Source organism: Sulfitobacter sp. SH22 (assembly GCF_965641905.1).
In the GTDB taxonomy this organism is placed as follows: domain Bacteria; phylum Pseudomonadota; class Alphaproteobacteria; order Rhodobacterales; family Rhodobacteraceae; genus Sulfitobacter.
Genome location: NZ_OZ282573.1, coordinates 2,548,309 through 2,566,794 on the forward strand (window position 1 = coordinate 2,548,309; position 18,486 = coordinate 2,566,794).

16 protein-coding genes and 1 pseudogene are annotated in these 18,486 nt (G+C 56.0%); 7 read left to right on the forward strand and 10 right to left on the reverse strand.

The features are described from left to right. Positions 1–77: 77 nt before the first annotated feature. Positions 78–246: pseudogene (locus ACSQ13_RS14545) on the reverse strand (SMC-Scp complex subunit ScpB); the annotation flags it as partial. A gap of 484 nt (positions 247–730) precedes the next feature. Next, positions 731–1,042, reverse strand: coding sequence for an ETC complex I subunit (locus tag ACSQ13_RS14550; RefSeq protein ID WP_176248029.1), 312 nt, complete (start codon positions 1,040–1,042; stop codon positions 731–733). Positions 1,043–1,180: 138 nt separating this feature from the next. Between ACSQ13_RS14550 and ACSQ13_RS14555 the strand changes: the two genes are divergently transcribed. The 4 genes from ACSQ13_RS14555 to ACSQ13_RS14570 all read left to right on the forward strand — a co-directional run bounded on the left by ACSQ13_RS14555 (position 1,181) and on the right by ACSQ13_RS14570 (position 4,925). Further along, positions 1,181–1,465, forward strand: coding sequence for an antifreeze protein (locus tag ACSQ13_RS14555; protein ID WP_176248028.1), 285 nt, complete (start codon positions 1,181–1,183; stop codon positions 1,463–1,465). 88 nt (positions 1,466–1,553) lie between these two features. Then, complete coding sequence (gene uvrB / locus ACSQ13_RS14560; RefSeq protein WP_295512423.1) at positions 1,554–3,770, forward strand: excinuclease ABC subunit UvrB; 2,217 nt, start codon at positions 1,554–1,556, stop codon at positions 3,768–3,770. A 162-nt stretch (positions 3,771–3,932) separates the two neighbouring features. After that, entirely contained in the window at positions 3,933–4,118 is a 186-nt protein-coding gene (locus tag ACSQ13_RS14565) for a PLDc N-terminal domain-containing protein (RefSeq protein WP_176248026.1), read from the forward strand. A 135-nt stretch (positions 4,119–4,253) separates the two neighbouring features. Beyond that, on the forward strand, positions 4,254–4,925 hold the full coding sequence (locus ACSQ13_RS14570) for a hypothetical protein (protein ID WP_295512425.1): 672 nt from the start codon (positions 4,254–4,256) through the stop codon (positions 4,923–4,925). 41 nt (positions 4,926–4,966) lie between these two features. Here ACSQ13_RS14570 and ACSQ13_RS14575 read toward each other — a convergent pair whose 3' ends face one another. Together ACSQ13_RS14575 and ACSQ13_RS14580 are read right to left on the reverse strand one after the other, a co-directional pair. Beyond that, on the reverse strand, positions 4,967–7,255 hold the full coding sequence (locus tag ACSQ13_RS14575; RefSeq protein ID WP_295512427.1) for a glycosyl hydrolase family 28-related protein: 2,289 nt from the start codon (positions 7,253–7,255) through the stop codon (positions 4,967–4,969). Positions 7,256–7,498: 243 nt separating this feature from the next. Further along, on the reverse strand, positions 7,499–9,079 hold the full coding sequence (locus ACSQ13_RS14580) for a lysine--tRNA ligase (protein WP_295512428.1): 1,581 nt from the start codon (positions 9,077–9,079) through the stop codon (positions 7,499–7,501). 118 nt (positions 9,080–9,197) lie between these two features. On the opposite strand from ACSQ13_RS14580, the gene ACSQ13_RS14585 reads away from it, so the two are divergent. Further along, complete coding sequence (locus tag ACSQ13_RS14585) at positions 9,198–9,620, forward strand: tellurite resistance TerB family protein (RefSeq protein WP_176248023.1); 423 nt, start codon at positions 9,198–9,200, stop codon at positions 9,618–9,620. A 32-nt stretch (positions 9,621–9,652) separates the two neighbouring features. Here the strand turns inward: ACSQ13_RS14585 and dacB are convergent, their stop codons facing one another. Further along, on the reverse strand, positions 9,653–11,149 hold the full coding sequence (gene dacB, locus ACSQ13_RS14590) for a D-alanyl-D-alanine carboxypeptidase/D-alanyl-D-alanine endopeptidase (RefSeq protein WP_176248022.1): 1,497 nt from the start codon (positions 11,147–11,149) through the stop codon (positions 9,653–9,655). Positions 11,150–11,238: 89 nt separating this feature from the next. Between dacB and ACSQ13_RS14595 the strand changes: the two genes are divergently transcribed. Further along, a complete protein-coding gene (locus ACSQ13_RS14595) occupies positions 11,239–12,063 on the forward strand; it encodes a DMT family transporter (protein WP_176248021.1) in 825 nt (274 codons plus the stop codon). Here the strand turns inward: ACSQ13_RS14595 and ACSQ13_RS14600 are convergent. From ACSQ13_RS14600 to ACSQ13_RS14615, 4 genes are all read right to left on the reverse strand, one after another. Beyond that, positions 12,046–12,657: a nicotinate-nucleotide adenylyltransferase gene (locus ACSQ13_RS14600; RefSeq protein ID WP_176248020.1), complete on the reverse strand. Its 612-nt coding sequence runs from the start codon at positions 12,655–12,657 to the stop codon at positions 12,046–12,048. The two genes, ACSQ13_RS14595 and ACSQ13_RS14600, sit on opposite strands and share 18 nt — an antisense overlap. Positions 12,658–12,733: 76 nt before the next feature. After that, a complete protein-coding gene (locus ACSQ13_RS14605) occupies positions 12,734–14,287 on the reverse strand; it encodes an alanine/glycine:cation symporter family protein (RefSeq protein ID WP_176248019.1) in 1,554 nt (517 codons plus the stop codon). Between the two features lie 10 nt (positions 14,288–14,297). Next, a complete protein-coding gene (locus ACSQ13_RS14610; protein ID WP_176248018.1) occupies positions 14,298–14,738 on the reverse strand; it encodes a universal stress protein in 441 nt (146 codons plus the stop codon). Between the two features lie 196 nt (positions 14,739–14,934). Then, positions 14,935–15,402, reverse strand: a complete 468-nt coding sequence (locus ACSQ13_RS14615) for an MOSC domain-containing protein (protein WP_295512431.1) — start codon at positions 15,400–15,402, stop codon at positions 14,935–14,937. 89 nt (positions 15,403–15,491) lie between these two features. Here ACSQ13_RS14615 and ettA point away from each other — a divergent pair, with 89 nt between their 5' ends. After that, entirely contained in the window at positions 15,492–17,147 is a 1,656-nt protein-coding gene (ettA, locus tag ACSQ13_RS14620) for an energy-dependent translational throttle protein EttA (RefSeq protein ID WP_176248016.1), read from the forward strand. A gap of 63 nt (positions 17,148–17,210) precedes the next feature. On the opposite strand, the gene ACSQ13_RS14625 is transcribed toward ettA, so the two are convergent. Next, positions 17,211–18,164, reverse strand: a complete 954-nt coding sequence (locus ACSQ13_RS14625) for a response regulator (protein WP_176248015.1) — start codon at positions 18,162–18,164, stop codon at positions 17,211–17,213. Between the last annotated feature and the right edge of the window lie 322 nt (positions 18,165–18,486).

Here is an 18,486-nt window from a genome sequence, read left to right on the forward strand (position 1 = left end):
GATGGGGTGACGTCGGTACCAGTGCGATCGGCGCTTTGAACAAAAGTTCAATAGATGTCTGTCTGAGAAGGCTCAAGTTAAACCCCCGCATCTTCCATTTGCTCCTGATCGGGCAGATCGCGGAGGCTCTCCATTCCGAACGCCACCAGAAACTCATCCATTGTCACAAAGGTATAGGGCGCACCGCGGCCCGGTTCCGATCAAGCCGAACGCACTCAGCTCGCGGCTGATTTCCTTCCCGAAGATACCCAAGCACGCCTCCAATGCCGGAGGGAAAGGTCCTCTCTGGAGCATTGCAGACAATGCTTGAATTGCATCTGAGCCTGTTGATTTTCGCATGGGATTGACCCATTTCTTCATTTGGTGCTGAACCATCTGAAACGTGACAATCTCATGAAAACTAGGCGGGATTGTTGATATCGGTGGGTCACGGCGTTTCAGAAAACCGGGTCAATTCCTCGTAAAATTCAACAGGCAAGCATACAGTGCATGGCGGCATAACTCTAAGGCCGCTACCAATGTGGACGACACTCCAGCACCGCCCCCAAGCACATCTCCGGCCTCGGCTGATCCCTGAGAGATAACCGCTTTTCGTCACGCTTCCTGATTCACCAGCCAAAAACAACAAATAGTACGGGCGCCCATTAGGCACCCCATATCTTGATCAAAGCTTATCTTCGCGGGATCTTTGCCCCGATTCCGAGACAACTTTAACCCGATTTACACAGGCTTAGTGGGTCCACGACCCGCGCCGCGCCGTCGCGAAATTCTCGCCGTAGCCGCCGGGGCGGATGTTCGCACGGCGTTTGTGCGGCTCTTGGACCATCGCATCAATGCCGTGATCGCGGGCATATTCGACAGCGTCTTCCTTGGTCTCGAACCGAAGCTTGACCTGCGTTTGCGTGTCGCTGGATGACGTCCAGCCCATCAAAGGGTCAACCTCGCGTGCGCTTTCTTGATCGAACTCAAGCAGCCAGACGTGCGTTTTGGCTGTGCCAGATGACATTGCTGTTCGTGCCGGTTGGTAAATGCGAGCGCGCATGGGTCATTCTCCGCTGTGGTGGCGTATATATCGGGCATTTGAACCAAGGTATCAAGCTATCACAGGCATTTGTAGATAAAACAGCTTGCAAATGCTGCGGCGCAGCATCACTTTGGGGAACCCCACTGGAGCATTGCCATGAATCCCCTGAAATTATTGGCCTTAAACGCCCAATTCACCTCCCTGATGATTGATACCCAAGCCGTTATGACCCTGCGCATGCTGGGGATGGCGGGCGCGTTGCCACATGCCAGCGGTGAAAACTCACGCATGTTTAAGGAAAAAGGGCCGGCAATGGCCCGAGCCTATAAGGCGGCGACCCATGCTGCGCTGTCCGGCGGCAGCCCCGACCAGATCATGACTGCGGCGATGGCTCCGGTCAGCAAGAGAGTACGCGCCAACCGCAAGCGGCTTACGAAATAGGCGGCTGGGCAGTCGTTTGCCCGCCTACCCCTTGAACCTGCGCCAAAACATGACACCTTAAGGGGCGACCCCCCCAAAGGACTTTGCCATGGCCTACGCCCACTCTGACAGTTTGCCAGAACGCAAGGAAGCGTTCCTATCAAATCCGGCACCCGATGTGCGCAGCCGCCCCAAGCTTGAAGGTGGTCAACGGTTTGTTTTGTCAACAGAATTTGAACCTGCGGGCGATCAGCCGACTGCAATCAAAGAGCTATCCGAAGGCGTGCGCGCAGGTGAACGCGATCAGGTGCTGTTGGGCGCGACAGGCACGGGCAAGACATTCACGATGGCCAAGGTCATTGAGGAAACACAGCGCCCCGCCATCATTCTGGCCCCGAACAAGACATTGGCGGCCCAGCTTTATGGCGAATTCAAAGGTTTTTTTCCCGACAACGCTGTCGAATATTTCGTCAGCTATTATGACTATTACCAGCCCGAAGCCTATGTCGCACGGTCTGACACCTTCATCGAAAAAGAATCGCAGATCAACGAACAGATCGACCGGATGCGCCACTCTGCCACCCGATCTCTGCTGGAACGTGATGATGTGATCATCATCGCATCCGTGTCATGCATCTATGGTATCGGTTCGGTCGAAACCTATGGCGCGATGACGCAGGATATTAAAGTCGGCACATCCTATGACCAGCGCAAAGTCATCGCCGATCTGATCGCGCAGGCGTATAAACGCAACGATGCCGCGTTCCAGCGCGGTACGTTCCGGGTGCGCGGCGATTCGCTCGAGATTTTCCCCGCCCACCTTGAAGACCGCGCATGGAGACTGTCGTTCTTTGGCGAGGAACTGGAAAGCATCACCGAGTTCGACCCGCTGACCGGAGAAAAAACCGGCACGTTCGACCAGATTCGCGTTTACGCCAACAGTCACTATGTCACGCCGAAACCGACGATGAATCAGGCAGTGATCGGCATCAAGAAAGAGCTGCGGATGCGGCTGGACCAGCTTGTTTCCGAAGGCAAACTGCTTGAGGCGCAACGGCTCGAGCAACGCTGCAATTTTGACATTGAAATGCTGGAAGCCACGGGCGTTTGCAACGGTATTGAAAACTATTCACGCTATCTGACGGGGCGTGCGCCGGGCGAACCGCCCCCCACCCTTTTCGAATTCATTCCTGATAATGCGATTGTTTTCGCAGATGAAAGCCACGTTTCCGTGCCGCAGATCGGCGGGATGTACAAAGGCGACTATCGGCGCAAATTCACGCTGGCCGAACATGGGTTCCGACTGCCGTCCTGCATGGATAACCGCCCGCTGAAGTTCGAGGAATGGGACGCCATGCGCCCGCAATCGGTGTTCGTATCTGCCACCCCTGCTGCGTGGGAAATCGAACAAACCGGCGGGGTGTTTACGGAACAGATCATTCGGCCGACCGGTCTGATCGACCCGATGATCGAAATCCGCCCCGTTGAAATGCAGGTCGACGATCTGCTGGACGAGGTCCGCAAGGTCGCCGCCGACGGTTTCCGGACGCTCTGCACCGTATTGACCAAACGCATGGCCGAAGACCTGACCGAATACATGCACGAACAGGGCATCCGCGTGCGCTATATGCACAGTGATATCGACACCATCGAACGGATCGAAATCCTGCGCGATCTGCGTTTGGGAGCATTCGACGTGCTGATCGGCATTAACCTTCTGCGCGAGGGTTTGGACATCCCCGAATGCGGGCTGGTGGCCATTCTTGATGCCGACAAAGAAGGCTTCCTGCGCTCTGAGACATCCCTGATCCAGACGATTGGCCGCGCCGCGCGTAACGCCGAAGGCCGCGTGATCATGTATGCCGACCGCGTCACCGGTTCGATGGAACGCGCGATGGGCGAGACCGACCGCCGCCGCGCCAAGCAGGTCGCCTATAACGAGTTGCACGGCATCACGCCAACGACGGTGAAAAAGAACGTCGATGATATTCTTGCCGGGCTCTACAAGGGCGATGTGGACATGAACCGCGTCACCGCCAAGATCGACAATCCACTGGCAGGCGGCAATCTTCAGACCGTTCTGGAAGGACTGCGCACCGATATGCGCAAGGCGGCTGAGAACCTTGAATTCGAAGAAGCCGCGCGTTTGCGTGACGAGGTGAAGCGGCTTGAGGCCGTCGATCTGGCAATCGCAGACGACCCGATGGCGCGGCAATACGCGGTCGAGAAAGCCGTCGATGACGCGCATAAGGCATCGGGCCGGTCTACCGGCGGGCGTGGCGGCATGCGTGGCGGCAAGTCGCGTTATGGCGGGAAAAAGCGCTAGGCAGTCAAACTTCGCGCAGGGGTATTCACGCTTTATCCCTGCGCCAACAGCCCCCCTTGACCGCCCCTCCTCGCAAAAAATTGAAGATCCTCTCACGGGAGTGGGAACAAAATCGCACATTGGCAAGTTGATCTCCCAGAACAACTCATTAGGAGAACGACAATGGAATATGGTATTCTTGGACTAATTATCTTGATCGCCGACATCTACGCTATCGTCAAAGTCATCGGCTCCGGCGCATCAACTCTTGCGAAAATTCTGTGGGTCGTGGGCATCCTGGCATTCCCGGTTGTTGGTTTTATCGTGTGGCTGCTGGCTGGCCCACGTGGCGGCACAGTGCGCGTCTAAATCGGTCTTACGACAGACAAAGGGCTGGCAGATCACTCTGCCGGTCCTTTTTTTTGCGGAAATTTCATTTCAAACCGTAAGCGTTTTATTAAGTTTCATTAAGCATGTTTTCCGCGAAAGGGCGGTATATTGGACATGCTTCCTAGATTGGCGATCTTGTTTTTTCTGCTTGATGTTAGCACCGCCACAGCAGGCGCGTGGCTGCGCGAAAAGGGTACCGGTTTTTCGTCGGTTACGACCAAAGGCACCCTTTCGCGGGATTTCTCCGAAACCACATACTGGGAATATGGCGTTCGGGACGACCTGACGCTGGGCGTGGAAGCCGCCTTTTTCACCTTTGCGTCCGGTGCCCAGTCAGGGTCGGGCATGGTCTTTTTGCGCCGCCCCATTGGGAAAAAAGACCGACCAAGCGTTTGGGCCTATGAGTTGGGCATCGGTGCTGATTGGTCCGACGCTGCCGTGCGCGCCAATGTTCGGGCTGCCCTTTCATGGGGCCGTGGCTACCAGCTTAAACAATTGAACGGGTGGATGGCCGTTGACGGGGCAATCAAGCTTGATGTGTATGACGCAAGCCATACGCTCAAGATCGACAGCACCGTTGGGCTGAATTTCAACGACCGGTTTTCCGGCATGATACAGGTTTTTCACGCGCATACCGCCAATAGCACCGCCACCTCAATCGCCCCTTCATTCCTTGTCAAACCGATCAAAAGCAAACCGAATATCAGGCTGCAAATCGGCGGGGAAACGGAACTGGGAAAAGCGAAGAACCCAGCGTTCAAGATATCATTCTGGCGGGAATTTTAGGGCCTTTCGCAAGCGCATCTGGCAAAAGGCCCCTAGCATCGTTAACGCTTGTCCATACGCGCCTGCATAAAGATGGAGCCCTTCACGCTCGTGCTCCAGACCAGATGAAACAAATCGCGATCCGGCCCTTGATCCGTCAGCACATAAGGCACCGTGAATTGCGCAACATTCGATGTATTCCGCACAGGCCCGTCCATCGCAATGCTGTCCACCGCGATTGCCCAGCCCTGAAAAGGTAGGCGTTCCGAAATATCCACGATCCAGGTTTGCGCAAGGCTGGATTGCGAATGTTCAACCTGCACCGGGTTCGCAACGGGAAAGTTCACGCCATGAAACGAATTCCCCGTCATCTCGATATTGCGCATCCGCGAAAAATCCATATCGGCAAAACTGGTATCAATCCGTTCCACACGATCAATCGGGCCGTTCAGGCTGCGAAACCGGTTATCATTAATGGTTAAACCGTTAATCACGTGACCACTGCCATGAGGCTTGATCACGATATAGCTGAACCAGGGGGCAACTTCCCCCGACAGGAAGATATTGCCGGTAATCGACAATGAACTGAACGAATATTCGCTGCTGTAATCGGGGGCCTGATCCTGCTCGTTCGTCCACTCGATAAAACAATTGTCGATGTAATTCCCCTGCACCACTGACCCCGTGTGCTGCGCAGCAATGATCAAACCGGCAGAACGTATCCCATTGGGCACCGTATCCCCCTGGAAAAAGTGGTTGCCGGTTATGATATTATTCTGCCCCGCAACCAGCGCGAAATGCCGGAAACGTGTCGCGCGGTTGTCACGAATTTTCACATCATTGGCGTTGCAGTTGATGGCAATGCTGGTGCGATCCGCGACATTCAAACCATCCTCTGACGACAGAAACTGACAGCGGTCGATAAACATGCCCTGACATCCGCCACCAATAGACGTGATCCCGCGATCTTTGGGGCGCGAGACAAAGCAGTCGCGCATGTGAAAGGTTACTCCCGACGGGGCAAGGTTCACACCGCTTGCCACGTTGTTGCACTGGATCTCGATGTCGGACAGCACGAACTTGCTAAGCGATGCGAAGTTGCTGAAATCCAGCATGTATTGGAACCGCGAAAAGCTGAAATTCTGCGTGCCAGCCGCGTCATATAACGGCGCGTTCAAGGTGATTTCTTGGGTCGCGACATTCTTGTCCCGAACATAGATTTCCCGCCCGACCCCGGTACCCGATACATGGGCACCAACCGGAATATTGGCAATGTTGGTGACATTGGTCAGCTTGCGCGCATTGGACGGGGAATACGTGCCTTGCGAGGTAACCGTGACCGTATCCCAATCGCCATTGCTGGCAGCTTCAAACTGACCGTTGCGAATGATCCTGCGGGTGGCATAGCTTGTCCGCTCTGGCGTGGCGGCCTGCATATCAATCGGCCCGGTGACATAGACTTTGCGCCCGCCCATATCTAGCGACTCGTGATCGGCATTGTTCAACAACGCCTGAAACGCCTTGCGAAAGGCGAGTTCCTCGGTCTCGAAGGCATCAATATAATTTGGCAGATCAAAGTTGTGACGCAGTTGCAGGATCGCTGTCGCGGGCATGGTCACTTTGCCCTCAAACAGGGTTTCGGTATCAAACGTGACATCACCGTTCAGCAGATACGTCCCCTTCGAGATCAGGACCCGTCGACCGTCAGCCGCCGCATTTGCCGCATTAAATGCAGCGGTATCATCAGTGACCCCGTCCCCAACCGCACCGAAATCACGCACATCAATCTGGGCCAGCATATCCACCAGAAACGCGCTGGTGATGTCTTCGATCTGTAGATCATCAATGCGAACCACGCCGCCATTCTGGCCCGTCAAATCCAGACCGAAATGCCCGTAAACCGGGTCCGTCCCCCATACCATGTCGACACCACCGCGCTGGCCTGATCCAACGATGGCACTCACCTCGACAACTTCGCCATAGCTGGTCAGTTGCACGGATGGGCCGGATTCAACCAGCCCTCCTGCGCGACTGCCGTTCCCAAGCGCCGGATACCCCGCAATCCGCACAGCGGGAAGATTGCCGCTGATCGCTTTTACCTTGGCCGTTATGCGCAAATAGCACCCCGGCAGCAGCGGCGTCTGCCCCATATAGCGCAGCTTTTGCGTGCTTTGGGTCTTGATCAGCTCCAGCGCGCCGCCGAAATCCTGATCTGCGGGGATGAATGCTGCGTTGATCGCATTGGCATAGGTATCCGATCCGGCGGTTCCATCGCCGCTTGAATACACATCCAACCCGTTGGCAAAGATTGCTGGTGTCAGGACAAGCCCGTCCGTAATCGCCTTGTTCATCACTATCCCCTTTCGGAAACCGCGGCATATGCCCCACGGCCCATCTGTTGCGAAACCCCGGCGAATTGCCGGCATGCGCATCTGGATAGTTACGGGTCGTTAACCGGCGCTAAGGGGACCGAACGCTGAAAACAAAAATGCGCCGCTTGCCACACCAACCAAGGCGGACAAGCGGCGCATTATTTCTTTGGCACAGTGAACAGCAGACCCACACGCGGTTACCGTCGCTGCAAGGCAAACGCTTTAGGCTGCGACCAGTTTCCCTGCCAAAGCATCATCAATCAACGCGATGGTTTCATCCACACCGTACAGCGCGATGAACCCGCCGAAACGTGGGCCCTGGCTGGCCCCCAACAGCACCTCGTAAAGCGCCGTGAACCAATCGCGCAACGGATCGAAACGCTCTTTGCCAACAGCGAAAACCATCGTCTGAAGCGCCTCGGCATCCAGCCCGCCATCCCATGCTTTCAATTGATCGCGCAGATCTTCCAATGCCTCGCGCTCCAGATCGCTGGGTGCGCGGAACACTTTGGTCGGCTTCACAAAGTCGTTGTAATACCGCACCGCATGATCGGCCGCCGCGTCCATACCGGGGTTACCCTCGGGCGTCGCATCCGGCGCATAGCGCTGGATGAAACCCCACAGCTGGGATTTTTCCTCGGCCGAGGAAACAGACGCAAGGTTCAGCAACATCGAATAGGGCACGATCATATCCGACTTGGGCACATCGCCGCCGTGAATATGCCAGACCGGGTTGTTCAACTTGCCCTTGTCATCCTGTGTCTCATAGGCACGCAACTGCTGGTGATATTCATCCACAGCCTTCGGGATCACGTCGAAATACATCCGCTTTGCCGTCTTGGGCTTGAGATACATGAAATACGACAGCGATTCAGCGCTGGCATAGGTCAACCATTCATCAATCGTCAGGCCATTGCCCGATGACTTCGAAATCTTGTGGCCGTCCTGATCAAGGAACAATTCATAGGTGAAATGCTCAGGCGCACGCGCGCCCAGAATCCGGCAGATCGAATCGTAGATCGGCGTATTGGTTGAATGGTCCTTGCCATACATCTCGAAATCGACCCCCAAGGCCGCCCAACGCGCGCCGAAATCGGGCTTCCACTGCAATTTCACATTGCCGCCGGTCAACGGCAGGGTCATCTCGGTGCCATCTTCATCGTCGAAAGTAACTGTACCCTCTTTGACGTTCACTTCTTTCATCGGCACATACAAAATACGGCCGGTTTCGGGGTGGATCGGCAAAAAGATCGAATAGGTCTGGCGACGCTCTTCGCGCAAGGATTTCAGCATCACAGCCATGATCTCGTCGTATTTTTCGGCAGCGCGTAAAAGTATCTCGTCGAATTGCCCCGATCTGTAAAACTCCGTGGCCGAGATAAATTCGTACTCAAACCCGAATGTATCCAGAAACCGGCGCAACATGGCGTTGTTATGGGCACCAAAACTGTCGTGCGTCCCGAACGGATCAGGCACAGACGTCAGCGGACGCTGCAAGTGCTCTGCCAGCGCTTCGGGGTTCGGAACATTGCCGGGCACCTTGCGCATGCCGTCCAAATCATCTGAAAAGCAGATCAAGCGGGTAGGAATGTCACTAATCAGTTCAAAAGCGCGCCGGATCATCGTGGTGCGCGCAACTTCGCCGAAGGTCCCGATATGCGGCAAACCTGATGGGCCATATCCGGTCTCGAACAAGACATACCCCTTCTCGGGGGCCTTGTTTGCATAGCGTTTCAACACCCGGCGCGCCTCTTCAAAAGGCCATGCTTTGCTGGTTAAGGCGGCTTCACGCATCTGCGACATCTTTAAAATCCATCAATTTTGCCTGTCACCCTATGTACACAAGCAGGCTGTTCCTATTGCGTCCCCCACGGGGCGTCAATAATCTGGCCTTCATGAGCTTGTCATATAGGATATTCCAATGACCGAAGACACGTCCCTGACACTAAGCGCACAAGATTGCCTTGTCGCGCTGATGATTGCAGTCTCCGCGTCAGACGAAGACATTCGCACGACTGAGCTGATCAAAATTCAGACCTCCGTCAATATTCTGCCGATTTTTTCGAACTACGACAATGATCGCATCAGCACCGTCAGCCAGATGGTGTTTGACCTGTTTGAGCAAGAAGACGGATTGGATGCCCTGTTCGGGCTCATCAAAGGCGCGTTGCCGGACCGGCTAAACGAAACTGCCTATGCGCTGGCCTGCGATGTCGCGGCTGCCGATGGAACGCTGGAAGAGGCGGAACTGCGTCTCCTTGAAGAAATCCGCTACGAACTGGATCTCGACCGCCTTCACGCCGCCGCAATCGAACGGGGTGCAAGGGCCCGCCACCTCACGTAATCCGCGGGAATTTCCCCGAATAAAACGGCCCCTCAGCTGACGTGATACGCGCCCCAGCGTTCGATCAATCCCTGCTGCAAGCGTTTCGCACGCGCGTTCCATGCGCTGCCGCCGTCGGGGCGTTCGCGTTGCGCCCTGCTCAGCTTTGACCTGCGGGGTTCATCCGCCGAAAACACCACAAACGCCATTTCACGCCCGTTCGGGGCCTGCATAAACCCGGCCAGCGTCGAGACAAAATTCAAAGTTCCGGTTTTCGCATCAACCTTGATCGGGTGATCCGGCAAGGGCTTGCCCTTACTGTCCCGCAGCGTGATTTTTTTCAGAATGGGCTTCAAGCCCTCGGTCCCGTTGACGCTGACCAAAGCCTTCAACATGTCACTTGCAGAAATCCTGCTGGCTTCTCCCAGACCCGAGTGATCAACCAGCGCAGGATTCTTCAAACCCAGCTTGGCTATGGCCCACAAGTTCATCTCTGCCGCTGACTCTTGCAGCGTTGCAGGCGTCTTGCCCCGCGCCATCGTGGCCGCCAAACCGGTCATTTCTGCCGTCAGGTTGGTCGAAAATTTCAGCATGTCGCGCAAAATATCGCGCAGCGGCGCACTTTGCTGGGCAACCACCACCTTTGTGTGCGCGGGCATCTCCGTGATAACCTCAAGCCCGCGCAACCTGATCCCGTTTGCCCCCGCCATCGTCGCAAACACATCACCGGCATAAAGGCCGGGCTTGCGCACCGGCAACCACCGCGATCCGCCACGCCCCAATGCGGGCTTTGCGACCGTCCAGTTGTCGCGCTTAGTTTCTTCGCGATACGTGTACAAAGGGCTTGCGCGGTCCTGAACCTGCATCACCGCCATTGCAACTTCGGGGCGGTATTTGTCAGACCTGCCATCCATCGTCACAGCATAGCCGTTATTGCCGCGCTTCCATTCGAAATGAACACGGTTAAAGTTCAACGCCACGCCACTGATACCAGGGTTATAGCTCACATGGTCGGGCTGGTCCGGGTCGATCCGGCTTAGGACCGGCAGATGCCCCTGATAGACCTTAAAGCCGCCCTTTATGCTGCGAATGCCCGCGTCCTGGAGCTGTCCCGCCATCGCGGCAAGCATATTGGTGTCCAGCGTAGGGTCGCCGCCACCGACCAGGATCAGATCGCCTTGAACCTCGCCTTCGACCACCTCGCCCGTCACTGCGATCCGTGTCTCGAACCGATGGTCCCCACCCAAGGTATCAAGCGCATAAAGCGCCGTAATGGCCTTGGTCACGCTTGCGGGCAACAGCCCCATCGTGGGTGCCATTTCCTCAAGCACGGTCCCCGTCTTGGCATCCGCAACGATGAACGCGACCTGCCCTTTCAGGTTGGCCTTTTCGATAAGTTCCTTGGCGGTCGGGATGGCCTGACGGAACAGGTCGTCCCCCCGCAGAACGGGGCGCAGTGATGTGTCAGGCGGTGCGGCAAATGCTGCGGGTGCAACCACGCCTGCCGCAACCGACCCCAGAAAGAACCGTCGTGAAAATTGCTGTGTCATAATGAAACGTTAAAGCCGACGATGCGCCGCTATTCAAGCATCTCTCTTTCACATTTTCATGGGTAAACACCCGTGCTACCCGTTTGCCCATGCAGCGGGCAATCTTCATCATGTTTATCGCCATGTCCCTGATCCCCGCCGGGGACAGTGCAGGCAAGATTTTGACATCACAGCTTGGGGCCGCTCCGGTATTTGTTGCATGGTCCCGCTTCGCAATCGGCACTTTGCTCCTGATCCCGCTCATCCCCGCCAATACGCGCGCGCTGTTTGGCAATTGGCGCATCTGGATACGCGCAGCGATGATCTGTGGCGGCATCACATGTATCCAGACAGCCCTCCAGACCGAAGACGTTGCAAATGTCTTTGCCGCCTTTTTTATCGGCCCTTTGCTCAGCTACCTTCTTGCCGCGATTTTCCTTCGCGAACCGATCACGCTTTTGCGTACCACATTGATCCTGATCGGATTTGCTGGTGTTATCGTGGTGGTGCGCCCCGGCGTCGATGTCAGCATTGGGCTGCTCTGGGCGCTGGCGGCAGGCACTTTCTATGGCGTGTTTCTGACCATGTCGCGCTGGCTGTCCGGGCTGGCATCGCCTTTGCAGCTTTCGTTTTCGCAACTGGTCATCAGCACAGGATTACTGTTGCCCTTTGGCCTGATGCATCTTCCCGAATTCACAGCCCCCATCGCGGCACTGACAGTCACCAGCGCGGCCTGTTCGATGCTGGGCAACCTTCTGATGCTCTATGCCTACAGGATCGCCCCCGCGACCAAGATCGCGCCGATGATCTATTTCCAGCTGCTGTCGGCTGTCGCTTTGGGCTGGCTGTTGTTTGATGCCTTGCCCGATCTGATGACCTGGGTCGGCCTTGCCGTGATCCTAAGCGCGGGCATCGCCTCAACCAGGTTGCGCTGACCACTTGCCGGCCGCACGGATCGCGCTTGAACTGACATCCATCATCGGGACATTCACGAAACACCATGCAGGCGCATCCGCATGCCCCAAAAGCTGGCTTTGCCGCGCGGGGATGCGGTAGCGGGCATAAAGTGCGGCAGCCTTGCTCATCCGCGCCGAAATGCGCTGCCCCGGCCGCGCCAGAACGCCGATCGGCACCGTTTCCATGATCTGCCGCCAGTCTTGCCACAGATGAAACTGCGCCAGATTATCCGCCCCCATCAACCACACGAACCGGACACCAGGGTTGCACGCGCGCAGTGCCGCCAGGGTCTGGGCCGTATAGCGCGTGCCAAGATGGGTCTCGATATCCGTGATTTGCACATTCGGGTGCTGCATCACTTCGCGGGCATGCGCCATCCGCTGCGCAAGGGGCGCTGGCCCATGGTTCTTGAGCGGATTACCCGGGCTGACCATCCACCAGACACGATCCAGCCCGAACCGCTTGAGCGCCTCGCGTGTGATATGTGCATGCCCTTGATGGGCGGGATCAAATGATCCGCCCAAAAGCCCTATCACCTGACCCGGTGCCGCATAAGGAAATGGATAGCCCACAAAAACGGCCCCCGAATTGCATCAGGGGCCGAAAGGAGAGCAGCATGCTCTCTTTGTCAATCGCGTTAAGCGTTGATTACTTGATGAACTTCTTCAACTCGCCGGATTTCAGGCGGCTGAAATAGCTGTTCATCTCGCGCTTGACGATAGGCATCAGGAAATACAGCGCCGTGATGTTCACAACTGCCATGGCAAAGATCATCGCATCAGAGAAATCGATGACAGCGCCCAGATTGGCCGCAGCCCCCACAATGATGAAGAAGCAGAAGATGACCTTGAACACGATCTCTTTGTTTTTGCCTTCGCCAACCAGATAGGTCCACGCCTTCAGACCGTAGTAGGACCAGCTGATCATCGTCGAGAAAGCGAACAGGATCACTGCGACTGCCAGTACATAGGGGAACCAGCTAAAGCCGGTGGCGAAGGCCGCCGACGTCAGTTGAACACCGCTGGAACCGTCGATGGTTTTGATCGACGTACCTGCCTCGTTCAGAACGAACTGACCTGTTGCAGGGTCCATCACCAAAACGCCCGAGATCGTGATGACCAAAGCCGTCATCGTACAGATCACAACCGTGTCGATAAACGGCTCAAGCAGCGACACAATACCTTCGGTTACCGGTTCCTTGGTGCGCACGGCAGAGTGTGCAATCGCAGCCGACCCGACGCCCGCTTCGTTCGAGAATGCAGCGCGTTTGAAGCCCTGGATCAACGCGCCGACAAAGCCGCCCGCAACCCCAAGACCGGTAAAGGCACCATCAAAGATCTGACCGAAAGCCCAACCGATTTTGTCATATTCGACGATCAGAATGACCAGTGCCGCAGCAACATAAAGGATGCCCATAAATGGCACGACCTTTTCCGTCACCTGCGCGATGGATTTGATCCCGCCCACGATAACCGCGAACACTACAGCGGCAAAGATGATGCCCGTGATCCAGCCGGGGTAATCCCCAACGATACCGGAAATCTGCGCATGCGCCTGGTTGGCCTGGAACATGTTCCCGCCGCCCAATGCACCACCGATCGTAAAGATGGAGAATACAACAGCCAGAAAACCGCCCATCGGCAGGCCACGTTCCTTAAAGCCTTTGGTCATGTAATACATCGGACCACCGGAAACCGTGCCATCTGGGTATTCGTTGCGATATTTCACACCCAGCGTACATTCGGTGAACTTTGACGCCATCCCCAACAGACCCGCAAGGATCATCCAGAATGTCGCGCCGGGGCCACCGATGCCAACAGCAACAGCAACACCCGCGATATTGCCCAAACCGACGGTACCGGACAGCGCTGTCGTCAAGGCCTGGAAGTGGCTGACCTCGCCTGCGTCATTGGGGTCGGAGTAATCCCCTTTGACCAAAGAAATCGCATGGCCGAAGGCCTTGAACTGCACGAAGCCGAAATAGATCGTAAAGACCGAAGCAGCCACAACCAGCCACATCACGATCCAGGGAAAGTTGGTCCCCGGCAGCGACATAAAGATCAGGTTGACGAACCAACCCGTCGCCCCGGCGAAGATATCATTAATGCGTTGATCCATGCCAACGGCGTCTTGGGCCGATGCGATGGCCGGCAAAGCAGAGATTGCAGCCGCGCCAAGCCCAGTTGAAAGAAACTTGTTCATTATATGCCCCTTATGGAATGATCGTGACTGGAACGCTGGATGCGACGGCCAGGCGGCCTGTAACGCCACCGAACATCCGCTCTTTCAGACCGCGCAAGCCGACACGGCCCACCACGATTTGCTGCGCTTTGCTCTCTTTGGCGATATCGTCCAGAATATCCGCGACATCGCCATGTTTGACGATACCATTGACCGATATTCCATCTTCTGCGGCTTTCTTAAGCGCCGGCTCCATGATCCGCTCACGCGCCAAGCTAAGCTCTTCTTCGCGGCGTACATGGCGCTGTTCGTTTTCTTCCGGGGTCTGGAAACTGAACGGCGACCATTCAATCACATAGACTAGCTTTAGGGTGCAGTCCCCGATCAGCTTGGCCTGAGCGGTCGCGAAAGCCAGCGCACGATTGCCAGCCTCACCCCCGTCAAGCCCGACGACGATAGTAGATGTTGTCATTGTTTTGTCCCTCGTGTTGCGGCGCGGCCTCTTGCGGGTCGCGTTACCGGGGCCTGAAATTGACCCCGGATCAAAGAACGATAACGGACAAAACGAAAAATATTCGCCTCATTATTGCGCCAACTGAAGCCGAATTCGCCGTTTTTTCTACGATTTCACGACAATTCGGACAGTTATTGCGATGCGCATTAACGACTCAGATCGGTGAAACGCTGTCGCCCAGGCGGATCAGACCGGACGTATGCACCGATGCACACCACCCGCCATGCCCGCGAACGGCGGAATAACCGCCGCGACCCAACGCCTCTTCCATGCGGCTACACGGGGCACATATTACGTCAAAAGACAGCACCGCCTGCCCGACGCGCACCAACCGTCCCTTGAGCGCGGACAGATTGATACCCGCCACCACCAGATTGCGCCGAAGAATGTCAGGCGGCACTGCGTCGCGCCCCAACATTGCGCCAATCACCGCCAGTTGCTCTGCCTGAATAAGGGTCACGGCGCGTTTTCCAGGCCGTGCATGGTCGCCCTCTAACCCGCTGTCATGCACCATAATCTGCGGGACCGGCTGCATGTCGACGCGCCTTTGCGCACGCAGGCCGATCCACGTCACCTGCCCCGACTGCGCATAACCTGCAATCAATGCCTTCAAATCCGCCATCAGCACCCCATATATTGAGTGTTTGATCTTGCCCGGTTTGGGCGATATTGCACAACAAACTAAAAATGCAGCTTATCCGAGGATTCCCAATGGCCGCCTTTCAATATGTCTATCACATGTCCGGTGTCTCAAAGACCTATCCGGGCGGCAAGAAGTGTTTCGACAACATCAACCTCAACTTCCTTCCCGGCGTGAAAATCGGTGTGGTCGGTGTGAACGGATCGGGTAAATCCACCTTGATGCGGATCATGGCTGGCCAAGACAAGGATTTCTCGGGCGAGGCATGGGTCGCCGAGGGTGCCAAAGTTGGCTACCTCGAGCAGGAACCCTATCTGGACCCTGCCCTGACCGTGCGTGAAAACGTCATGCTGGGTGTGAAAAAGAAAAAGGACATCCTGGATCGCTACAACGAACTGGCGATGAACTATTCGGATGAAACCGCAGACGAGATGGCAGCACTGCAAGACCAGATCGATGCGGAAAACCTGTGGGATCTCGACAGCCAGATCGACGTGTCGATGGAAGCATTGCGCTGCCCCGCCGACGACGCAGACGTGACGACCCTTTCGGGCGGTGAAGCCCGCCGCGTTGCTTTGTGCAAACTGCTGCTTGAAGCGCCAGAAATGCTGCTGCTCGATGAACCGACCAACCACTTGGACGCGGAGACCATCGCCTGGCTGCAACAGCACCTGATCGACTACAAAGGCACGATCCTCATCGTTACCCACGACCGTTACTTCCTGGATAACATCACCAGCTGGATTCTCGAATTGGACCGCGGCAATGGCATCCCCTACGAGGGTAACTATTCCAACTGGATCGACCAGAAAGCCAAACGGCTTGAGCAGGAAGCCCGCGAAGACAAGTCCAAGCAAAAGACATTGTCGCGCGAACTTGAATGGATGCGTCAGGGGGCCAAGGCCCGTCAGGCGAAATCCAAAGCGCGGATCAAGTCCTATAACGAAATGGCCGACAGTTCAGAGCGCGAACGCTTGACCCGTGCCCAGATCGTTATTCCCAACGGTCCCCGCTTGGGCAGCAAAGTGCTCGAGGTCGAAGGCCTGTCCAAAGCAATGGGCGACAAGCTCTTGATCGAAAACCTTGAATTCTCGTTGCCACCCGGTGGTATCGTCGGCGTCATCGGCCCCAACGGTGCCGGTAAATCGACCTTGTTCAAGATGATCACCGGCAACGAACAACCCGACAACGGTACCATTACCTTGGGCAATACGGTTGATCTGTCCTATGTCGACCAGTCGCGTGACGACCTGAACCCTGACGACAACGTCTGGCAGGCGATTTCCGGCGGTGCCGAGATCATCAAACTGGGCGATGCCGAAGTAAACTCCCGCGCCTATTGCGGCGCGTTCAACTTCAAGGGTGGGGATCAGCAGAAGAAAGTCGGGTTGCTGTCAGGTGGTGAACGCAACCGCGTCCACATGGCGCGCTTGTTGAAAGAAGGCGGCAACGTGCTGCTGCTCGATGAACCGACCAACGATCTCGACGTTGAAACCTTGCGCGCCCTCGAAGACGCGCTGGTGGATTTCGCCGGTTGCGCCGTGGTCATCTCGCACGACCGTTTCTTCCTTGACCGGATTTGTACGCATATCCTGGCCTTTGAGGGCAACGCGCATGTCGAATGGTTCGAAGGCGGGTTCTCGGATTATGAAGAAGACAAGCAGCGCCGCCTTGGTGCCGATGCTTTGGAACCCAAGCGCCTGAAGCACAAGAAGTTCTCGCGCTAAACAAACGCGACGGAATGACGGAAAACGGGGACATCAAATGGTGCCCCCGTTTTTCATTTCGGTTCAGATTTCAAACGAAAACAAACTGTCGCCGTCATCGGCTGCCGCTTGCTCTCTCGGAGCATTTTGCCCGACATACTCGCGGACCTTGCCGCAGGCCGATCGCGCGGTCCAAAGCCGCTGATTGGTCAGCGATTTCACGGCCACATCCTCGGCAAGATCGCCACCGGCATCTGATGGCTGTCTGCTTTGGGTCAGGTTTTGTTGAACAAGGCGTTGAACACCTAGCGGATCAATCCGGCTGCGGGCAAATATGGCAGCCACCATAACACCGTTACCTGCATAGCCCAGAATGCAGCGTTGATCTTGCAGCGCCTCGACCGACGCCTCGGCGACGCGCACCATCTGACGACAAAATTCGGCCGGTGTCAGCGTGTCAAATATATTGCGGACCTGAGGCAGTTTGATCGCGATCAGGTTCATTGCATAGCACCCTTCGGGCAACCGCAGCAGCCGGTTCTCAAACCCGTTCAGATCATGGACATCCGGAACCCCCAGATCAAAACTTTCCTCTGGCCTGATCTTCATCAAATCGGTCAGTTCTGCCAGTGAATGATGCGCAACCCGTTCGCGCCGCAGGCTGTCGTTCAGCAAGCCCGCGGTGTTGATACGGGCCCCCAGTTCGACACCATTCAGCGGTTTATAGATGAAATCGGTCGCACCGGCCTCAAAGGCCCGGTTCATCAAATCAGCTGTCGTGCTCGCTGTAATCATCAGGATCGGCGTCTGCCGGTGTTTTTGCAGACTGCGCAATTTGGCGCACAGCGCGATCCCGTCAATGCCCGGCAACATGATATCCAGCAAGAAACAGTCAAAATCAGTCTCACTGTCGTCTAACAAGGCAAGCGCTTGTTCCGCATGCACCGCGCAGACCAGATCAAACCCATGTCGGGCGGTCAGGCAATTGCTCAACATTTCGAGGATTGTTGGGTCGTCATCTACGGCTAGAATTTTCATACTATCTCTTGCTCAATTTACAGGGCCAGGACCCACACACCAATTAACGAAACCCATCTTGGCAAGAATATCTGGCATTTTTGTGGTGCCGCACCGCGTCATAACGCCAAATACTCGCAATGGTAGAAGTCAATAAAGCAGGGGGGTTACGCGAAATCGCCCCTTGGAATATGGCCAGAATGTGCACATATCGGCGGCATTTCGCTATGATTATCCCGCCAAAGTCGACCCCCTTGCGCGAATCTCTCGCCTCTGGCATACGGTCGGTGCAAACGTTATTCTTTTTCGACCCACTGTCTCCTTATACGGCGTTCAGACTTCG